This window comes from Alcanivorax sp. HI0083 (assembly GCF_001635175.1).
This window is the reverse complement of the sequence record NZ_LWFX01000450.1, coordinates 1-443: the sequence shown is the minus strand read 5'-3', so window position 1 is coordinate 443 and position 443 is coordinate 1. Positions and strand designations below refer to the sequence as shown.

Here is a 443-nt window from a genome sequence, read left to right as displayed (position 1 = left end):
GCGGGCGCGAACAAGCGCTGGCAGAAAGAGAACAGCTCTTTATTGAGGCAACCCGGCAACAGCTCTGCGATGAAGGCTTGCTGGGCGTGCAGATGGCGGCCATTGCCCGCAGCTGCAATTTTGCCACGGGCACACTCTATCACCACTTCGCCTCCAAGGAAGACCTGCTCATCGCGGTCTGCACCGAGCTGACCACCACGCGGCGGGAATACTTCGAGAAAGTCGCCCATTCCGACCTTCCCAACCGCGACAAGATGCTGGGCTTTGCTCTGGCCTACTCACTGTTTGCCCAGCATTACCCTGAACACTTCCGGCTCGAACAGTACATCATGACCGAAGTGGTCTGGCTGGCGTCATCACCCAGCCGCCGGGAGCAGTTCCTGACCGCCACCCAGCCTATTGGCAGGATGGTAGAACAGGTGGTTCGCGATGCCATTAGCAGT

The 443-nt window shown here is 59.1% G+C and carries 1 protein-coding gene; it reads left to right on the top strand.

Annotated elements, in window-relative coordinates:
- Positions 1–443 (top strand): TetR/AcrR family transcriptional regulator (locus A3754_RS04620; RefSeq protein ID WP_156496793.1); only part of this gene is annotated, 443 nt, incomplete at both ends.